The following is a 7,235-nucleotide window of genomic DNA, read 5'->3' as shown; positions in this document are numbered from 1 at the left end:
GCCCTCGTCTTGCCGACTCCCCCTCAAGGGGGGAGTGATGCATATGAGCCGCTTTTCTTGTCCTCGATTGCGTAACGGCTTGTGGTTCCCTCCAAGGGCTTGACAATCGCTTCGGCTGACCCTATATTTGTTGCAGTGCAACAAGCACGCAATATTACCTTGTAAGTTCGAAGCGACGGAGGATGACGACAATGGACGAGAAGATGAACGAACAGTGGAACCGGAACAATCAGGACCTGTATCAGTCTTGGCGGCAGTTGAGCAACATCAACGCCGAGCTGGTGCGCCGGATGACTGACCTGCAGCTCAATCTGGCGGCGCTTGGGATCGAGGGCGGTTCCGAGCAACTGAAGCTACTGAGCGGCAAGACCGACTACAAGGATCTGCTGGCCGCCGAATCGGAGTTGGCCGCCACCTACAGCAACAAGCTGTTGAGCCTGGCGCGCGAGACCGCCGACACCCTGGGCGATACCCGTGACGAGCTGATGAGCTGGCTGGAGGACTCGATGGCTAAGACCGCCGAGAACTTCAAGGCGCCGGGCTCTGCCAGCGGCAAGCGTTCCGCAGGCGCCCGCAAGGCGTCTGCCTCCGCCGCCTAAGCCTGAGTAGGGCGACCTTTTGTCTGTGCCATTCGCATGGGGCTGCCCCGGGCGATCCCCGGGGCAGCCGGGAACGCTGAGATGAGCGGGGAACGGGATGCCGGAGATGCCGGCAGTCGTTCCGACCTTCCCGATTGGCGCCAGATGCAACGGCAGTGGTTGGAGGAATGGGGGGGCATCTGGCAGCGTCTGCTGTCTGCTACCCCTCCCACCGGTTTTCCAGGCGGCCCCCCGGAGGGGTTCCCCGGCAATCTTTGGGGAAATTTTCCAGGGAATTCTTTTGGCAATCCCTGGGGCAATCCCTGGGGAGGTCACTTTGGGAGTCCCTGGGGGAACTGGGGCGCGGCGCCCTTTGCGTCTCCGGGAGTTCCGGGAGGGACATCCCCGTGGGGGGGGGGGGATTGGGCCTGGAGGCTGTTGTCGCAATATCTGATGCGGCTGTCCGAGGAGGCCCGTGCCGCCAGCGGCGGCAAGGAAGGCGGCAGCGAACAAGGCCCGGGTACAGGAGACCGGGAAGAAAACTGGAAAGAGATGCTGGATCGGTGCTTCACGGGTCTGCAAAAGGAATTCGAACGGCACTGGAGGGACGCGGCGGAAGGGCGGGGCATCCCCTGGTTTGCAGGCACGATGGGGATGGCGCCCCCGGCTTGGCTGACAGGCTTCGCGCGGCCGGTGCGGGAACGGTGGGATTCTCTGGCGGATATGCCCGGCGTGGGCTATTTCCGCGAGCGGCAGGAGGCATTCCAGAAATTGTTGCGGTTATTGCGGGCATTCGCCGACAAGGCGCAGGCGCATAATGCCTTTCTGGAGCAGGTGCCCCTCTACGCGTTGGAGGAGTTACGCGACCGCCTGTCCCGTTGCGCCTCCGAAAAACAGACGATAGACAGTGTGCGCGAACTGTACGATCTTTGGATGGACTGTTGCGGCGCGGTTTACGAGCGGCGCACCTCTTCCGAAGAATATTCCCGGCTGTACGGCGAGTTGGTCAATGCCGCCATGGCCCTGCGCAAGCACTGGCAGGAATTGGCCGATGGTCAGCTGTCTTTGCTCGGTTTGCCGGAGCGGCGGGTGCAGGACACTTTGATCCGGCGCCAGCAGGAGTTGCGCCGGGAGTTCCACGCCATGCGCGAGGCGCAGAAAGACCTCGGCGCCGCCTTGGCCGCGCTGCGCAAGGAATTGAAGGCGCGGCGCCCGGCGCAGGCGCGCCGTGCCGCCGCTGGCGCCCGGCGCAAGAAGCGCGGCGGGCGCACCGCCGCCGCGGACAGCCCCGAGTAGAGCGACCGCGAGCTTCTCCCTGATATGTTTCCCCTGCAACTGTATCCGGAGCGTGTGGCTTCCGAATTGGCGGAACTGCAGTTTCGTCTGGTGCGGGGCATGTGTTCCCTGGAAAATATTGGCGAGATCGAGTTGGGCGCCTCGCAACGGGAGGCGGTGTACCGCGACGACCTGCTGACCCTGTACCGCTATACCCCCCAGTCCCGCGACCCGCATCCGGTCCCCGTGCTGGTCGTCTATGCTCTGGTCAACCGCCCGTACATCGCTGATTTGCAGGAGGGACGCTCCCTGATCCAAGGGCTTCTGCAACGGGGGCTGGATGTATATCTGGTGGTTTGGGGCGACCCGAACGAGGCCGACCGCTTCTTGACCTTGGACGACTACATTAACGGTTACCTGGACCGGTGTGTAGGGCATATCCTCGAGCGGACGGGAAGGCAACGGCTGGACTTACTGGGCATCTGCCAGGGCGGCACCTTTTCCCTGTGCTATACCGCACTGCATCCCGACAAGGTCGGGAACCTGGTGACCACGGTCACGCCAGTGGATTTTCACGCCCCCGGCAGCCTGCTGACTAACCTGGTGCGCCATGTGGACGTTGGGTTGCTGGTGGAAGCCATCGGCAACGTCCCGGGCGACGCCCTGAATTGGACTTTCCTGATGCTCAAGCCGTACCACTTAATCGGCCAGAAATACGCCCGTTTGGCGGACGTACTGCAAGACCGCGAACGGGCGTTGGATTTTTTGCGGATGGAGAAATGGATCTTCGACAGTCCCGATCAGGCCGGCGAGGCGTACCGGGAATTTATCGAGCAGTTCTACCAGCGCAACGCGCTGGTCAACGGCGGCGCCCGGATCGGTGGGCGCCCGGTGGACTTGAAGCAGGTCAAGGCGCCGATCCTGAACGTGTATGCCCTGCAGGATCACCTCGTGCCCCCGGACTCCTCGCGCGCGTTGCAGGGGCTGGTCGGCAGCAAGGACTACACTGCCCTGGAATTCCCGGGCGGCCACATCGGTTTGTACGTCAGCGGCAAATCCCAGAAACTCGTGCCGCCCGCCATCGCCGACTGGCTCCGCCAGCGCGGCTGACCGCCGCAGGAACGGCGGCTCGTACGCGTCACTCCCCCCTGGAGGGGGAGTCGGCAAGACGAGGGCGCAAGCCCGAAGTCGCGCCGGTGGGGGGTACATCGGCGCCTCCTTCGCCGCCGGCGGATAAGCCTGGCGCCAACGCCCTTTCCCCCCACCGCAGCAGCCGTCGCCTGGCGGCTTGTGTCTGCTGCGACTCCCCTTCCAGGGGGGAGGAATGAAAGAGCGGGACGCAGGCAGGAATTCATTCTCCGTGCACTTGAGGGCAGTGCGCCAAGGAACTGCCCCCCACTCTCCTTGAGGGGGAGCCGGCGCCAGTGGGGGGATGGGGAATGGAGTCCGGTTTTGTGGGATAATCCCGTTGCCCCGCATTGAATCAGGTTCAAGGAGGAAATCGCAAATGGAACAGGAAAAACAGCAGGCCCTGGGTATGGCTCTGAGCCAGATCGAAAAGCAGTTTGGCCAGGGTTCGATTATGCGTATGGGGGATGTGGACGTCGCGATGGATGTGGACGCGGTGCCCAGCGGCTCCCTGGCGCTGGACATCGCGCCCGACGGCTGCCAGGAAAGCGCGGAACACCCGTTCGGGGTGTGGCGGGTTGGATTATGCTGATATGCAACGAAGCCGCCTTTTGGCGGCGCCCACTCCAACGATAGCCGAGGAAATATCATGAAGTTAAAAGTCATCATCCACGAAGCGCAAGAAGGCGGGTACTGGGCGGAAGTGCCGTCCATTCCCGGATGCGCCACGCAGGGGGAATCCTTTGACGAGTTGCTGAACAATCTTTATGAGGCGGTCGAGGGCTGTCTGTCGGTGGATGTTCAAGACATCGCCGTGTCCGAAAATGACAAGGTCATGGAGATTGCGGTTTGAAGGCAGTGAGCGGCAAAAAGTTTTGCCGGATTCTGGAAAGCGAGGGTTGGGAATTAAAAAGGGTAAATGGCAGCCACCACATTTACGCAAAGGCGGGGTCAGCCATTCGTATTTCAGTGCCTGTTCACGGAAACACGCCATTAAAGGTCGGTTTGCAGAAGCACCTGATTAAAATTTCGGAAATTAACCCGGCGAAGTTAATAAGTGTTCGGTACAAGCAATCAGTATGAGACAAACCGCTTTAATTTCAGGTGCAAGTTAAATTATCCAGGCATGAAAGGGCCGGATTCGGTGTTCTTCGGCATCACGCCATCTGCTGCGCTTTCGAGTTCGCTCATTTCAATCAGGTTTTCTCTTGATGTTCAGGAAGACCCTGTTCCATGAACTTCCTAAAACGACGGCAAACACTATGAGCGAGGAATTCGAGGTGGGACAAATAGTCTGTTCGAAAGCCGACCCGAAACTCAGAGGTGCCGTGGTTTCAGTCATTCCTGCCAAGCCAGAAAATCGGTTTGTCGTTTTCATGGGAGACGAAAAGTGTACTTTTTACGCATCGCAACTGGAAGCGGAGGCGACGCCAGAAAACTGTTTGGATGCTTTGTCCTGCGAGCAGTTTCATTCCCGCCTGACCGCGTTGCAAATTCGGTATCCGGGGCTTTCAACACTCTACTCTCTCAATGCCGCCCGAATTGACTTTATCCCGTACCAATTCCGCCCCGTCTTGCGCTTTATCCGCTCAGACCGCCCCCGGTTGCTGATTGCCGATGGGGTTGGCGTTGGCAAAACGATCGAAGCAGGGCTGATTCTGCGGGAACTCCAGGCAAGGCGCGATATGCGCTCCATTCTCATTGTATGTCCGCGCCCGCTTGTTGTCGAGCGCAAATGGGAAATTGAGATGAAGCGGTTTGAGGAAAATTTTGTTCACCTTGACAGTGGCGATCTAAGATACTGCATTAACGAAATGGACTTGGATGGCAACTGGCCGGAACGGTATCGCCGGATAATCGTTCCGTATTCTTTGTTTGACGAGGCGCTCCTTCATGGTTCTAAAAAGCGAAAAAACAGCCCGGGACTGTTAGATTTGGATCCGCCTCCCCGCTTTGATTTGGTCATTGTGGACGAAGCGCACCACATCAGGAACCGGGAAACCTTCCGCCACCAAGCCGTGCGGTTTTTCTGCGACCATGCGGAAGCGGCGATATTTCTGACTGCGACGCCAATTCAACTGGGCAATCAAGACTTGTTCGTGCTACTGAATACACTCCGCCCCGACTTGGTTATAGACAAAGAAAGTTTTGAACACATGACGAAACCAAATCCGTTTATAAATCAGGCGGTCGAGGCGGTTCGCGCACGGCAACCGAAATGGGCGGACAGAGCGCTTGATGCGCTCAACCAGGCGGCGAAAACACCTTGGGGACGGTCGATTCTCAGAGAGAGTCCCGACTTTAAGCGTACGCAAGATTTGCTTGCCAAAAATGCAATGAAGCCGGAAGAACGGGTGCGATTGATTGCTGATATTGAGAGTCTGCACACCTTTTCCGGGATTATCAACCGCACACGTCGCCGTGACATTGGGCAGTTCACAACCAGAAAACCGAAAACCGTGAGGGTGGAATTCGCGCCGCCCCAGAAAAGCCTTCACGACGAATTGCTCCGAGTTCAGGGAGAGATACTGAGTCGGATTCACGGCGATGCGAATATTAATTTTATGATGACAACCATTCGGCGCCAAGCCGCGAGTTGCCTTTTTGGACTCGCGCCACTGCTTGAGAATATTTTAAACAGGCGCCTTGACGAACTGCCCTGGGAGGAAGCGGACGATTCCGAAACAAATCTGAATGGTGGCGCCATAGATAAAATCAGCCCCGAAATACAATCGCTTCTTAGGAGATCTCGCGAGTTGGATTCAAAGGACGACCCCAAACTGAATGCGCTTCGCAAAATCATCAACGACAAACAAGGACTTACCAATAACAAGGTGATGCTGTTCAGCAGTTTTCTTCATACGCTCCGCTATTTGCGTGGCCACCTCAAAGCAGACGGATTCCGAGTCGAGATGGTTTACGGAGGCACCCCGGACGAAGATCGCGTTGCCTTGCGAAACCGTTTTGAAATGCCGCGTGAAAATCCAGAAGCCCTTGATATTCTGCTGTTTTCGGAAATCGGTTGCGAGGGGCTGGATTACCAGTTCTGCGATTGCATCGTAAATTATGACCTGCCTTGGAATCCGATGAGAATCGAGCAAAGGATAGGGCGCATAGACCGGCATGGGCAGCAAAGCAAAGCCGTCGCCATCGTCAATTTGATTATGCCCGGAACAGTTGATGCGGATATCTACGACCGTTGCCTGAAAAGAATCGGCATATTTGAAAGCGCCATTGGGGGCGGCGAGGAAATACTCGGAAAAATTGCAAAGGGAATCCGCAATATTGCGGAAAACCTTTCCCTGAGCGAAGAAGATAGAACAAAACGGCTTCAACAACTGGCGGACAATGAAGTTCGGTTGATTCAGGAACAAAACAAACTGGAAAAGGAGCAACTTCAACTGTTCGGCATCGAACTTCCGCAGGCCCAGATGAACCGCGACATAGAACGGGCGACCAGTTTCTGGCTGTCCGCGAAATCAATACAAAGACTGGTGAACCATTACCTGCGGACAACTTGCGGAGACGGACAGGATTACATCCTCGGTGAAAAGCCCCTGAAAACCTTGCGTCTTTCTCAGCAGGCCAGGAATGACCTGCTGAGGGATTTCCGCACACTTGGCGGAAGCAGTACGCAGATTTACAAGAAATGGGAAAATTGGCTGAAAGGCGCAGACCAACATTTGCCTATTACCTTTGAGTCCGATTGCGCAATGGCGCATATAGACGCCGCCCTTATAACGCCGCTACACCCGTTGGCCAGGCAAGCGGCTGGTTTGTTTGAAGGGGATCGGCGTGTTTCCGTCACCTTGAAAGTGCAAACTGGCGAGGCGCCCGCCGGCAGGTATGAGTTTGCCATTTACCAGTGGCGCTTCCATGGAATCAAAGAAGATTTGATTCTCAAGCCGGTCGCCTTGTCCGATTCCGTGATCCCGCACCTCCCTCGCCTTCTTGAAAGGGCGGCGGATGATAGAATAGACGGGCGGGAAAGATTTTCTTCCTCTGTTTGCGATGAACTGGAAAAAAAGCATTACCTTCTGTGGAATAAAGCGCGTGAACAGCATCGGCAGGAAACCCGGGAACTGGCGGCATACTGTAGGGAAAGTTTGTCCACAAGCCACCAGGCGCGGATAGCGATTCTTGAAGAGCAAATCAAGCAAGCGGATGATGAAAAAATACGAAGGATGCGTCAGTCGCAAATTGACAGCGCAAAAGCCGATTACGATAGACGCAACGAGGAGATTGGCGAAGCCA

At 57.1% G+C, this 7,235-nt stretch carries 6 protein-coding genes and 1 pseudogene; all 7 read left to right on the top strand.

Annotated features, from left to right (window positions below; translation table 11 throughout):
* The first annotated feature begins 182 nt into the window (after window positions 1–182).
* A complete protein-coding gene (locus OXU43_07255; protein ID MDD9824951.1) occupies window positions 183–599 on the top strand; it encodes a phasin family protein in 417 nt (138 codons plus the stop codon).
* A gap of 417 nt (window positions 600–1,016) precedes the next feature.
* On the top strand, window positions 1,017–1,874 hold the full coding sequence (locus OXU43_07250; protein ID MDD9824950.1) for a hypothetical protein: 858 nt from the start codon (window positions 1,017–1,019) through the stop codon (window positions 1,872–1,874).
* Between the two features lie 24 nt (window positions 1,875–1,898).
* The gene (gene phaC, locus OXU43_07245) at window positions 1,899–2,963 is read left to right on the top strand and encodes a class III poly(R)-hydroxyalkanoic acid synthase subunit PhaC (protein ID MDD9824949.1); all 1,065 of its coding nucleotides are present in this window, start codon (window positions 1,899–1,901) and stop codon (window positions 2,961–2,963) included.
* 397 nt (window positions 2,964–3,360) lie between these two features.
* Window positions 3,361–3,510 (top strand): annotated as a pseudogene (locus tag OXU43_07240) (DNA recombination/repair protein RecA).
* Window positions 3,511–3,630: 120 nt separating this feature from the next.
* Window positions 3,631–3,834 carry a type II toxin-antitoxin system HicB family antitoxin gene (locus tag OXU43_07235; GenBank protein ID MDD9824948.1) on the top strand — a complete coding sequence of 68 codons (204 nt, stop codon included), beginning with the start codon at window positions 3,631–3,633 and terminating at the stop codon, window positions 3,832–3,834.
* A complete protein-coding gene (locus OXU43_07230; GenBank protein ID MDD9824947.1) occupies window positions 3,831–4,064 on the top strand; it encodes a type II toxin-antitoxin system HicA family toxin in 234 nt (77 codons plus the stop codon). The genes OXU43_07235 and OXU43_07230 overlap by 4 nt, the downstream gene beginning before the upstream one ends.
* Window positions 4,065–4,243: 179 nt before the next feature.
* The coding region (locus OXU43_07225; protein MDD9824946.1) for a helicase-related protein at window positions 4,244–7,235 on the top strand (2,992 nt) is incomplete at its 3' end.

Source organism: Gammaproteobacteria bacterium (genome assembly GCA_028817255.1).
In the GTDB taxonomy this organism is placed as follows: domain Bacteria; phylum Pseudomonadota; class Gammaproteobacteria; order Porifericomitales; family Porifericomitaceae; genus Porifericomes; species Porifericomes azotivorans.
The sequence above is the reverse complement of the archived record's forward strand: the minus strand, read 5'-3'. Positions and strand labels throughout refer to the sequence as shown.

Coding starts and splice junctions, on each gene's coding strand:
- OXU43_07255 (MDD9824951.1), top strand. CDS start 183: ATGACGACAATGGACGAGAAGATGAACGAACAGTGGAACCGGAACAAT.
- phaC (MDD9824949.1), top strand. CDS start 1,899: ATGTTTCCCCTGCAACTGTATCCGGAGCGTGTGGCTTCCGAATTGGCG.
- OXU43_07235 (MDD9824948.1), top strand. CDS start 3,631: ATGAAGTTAAAAGTCATCATCCACGAAGCGCAAGAAGGCGGGTACTGG.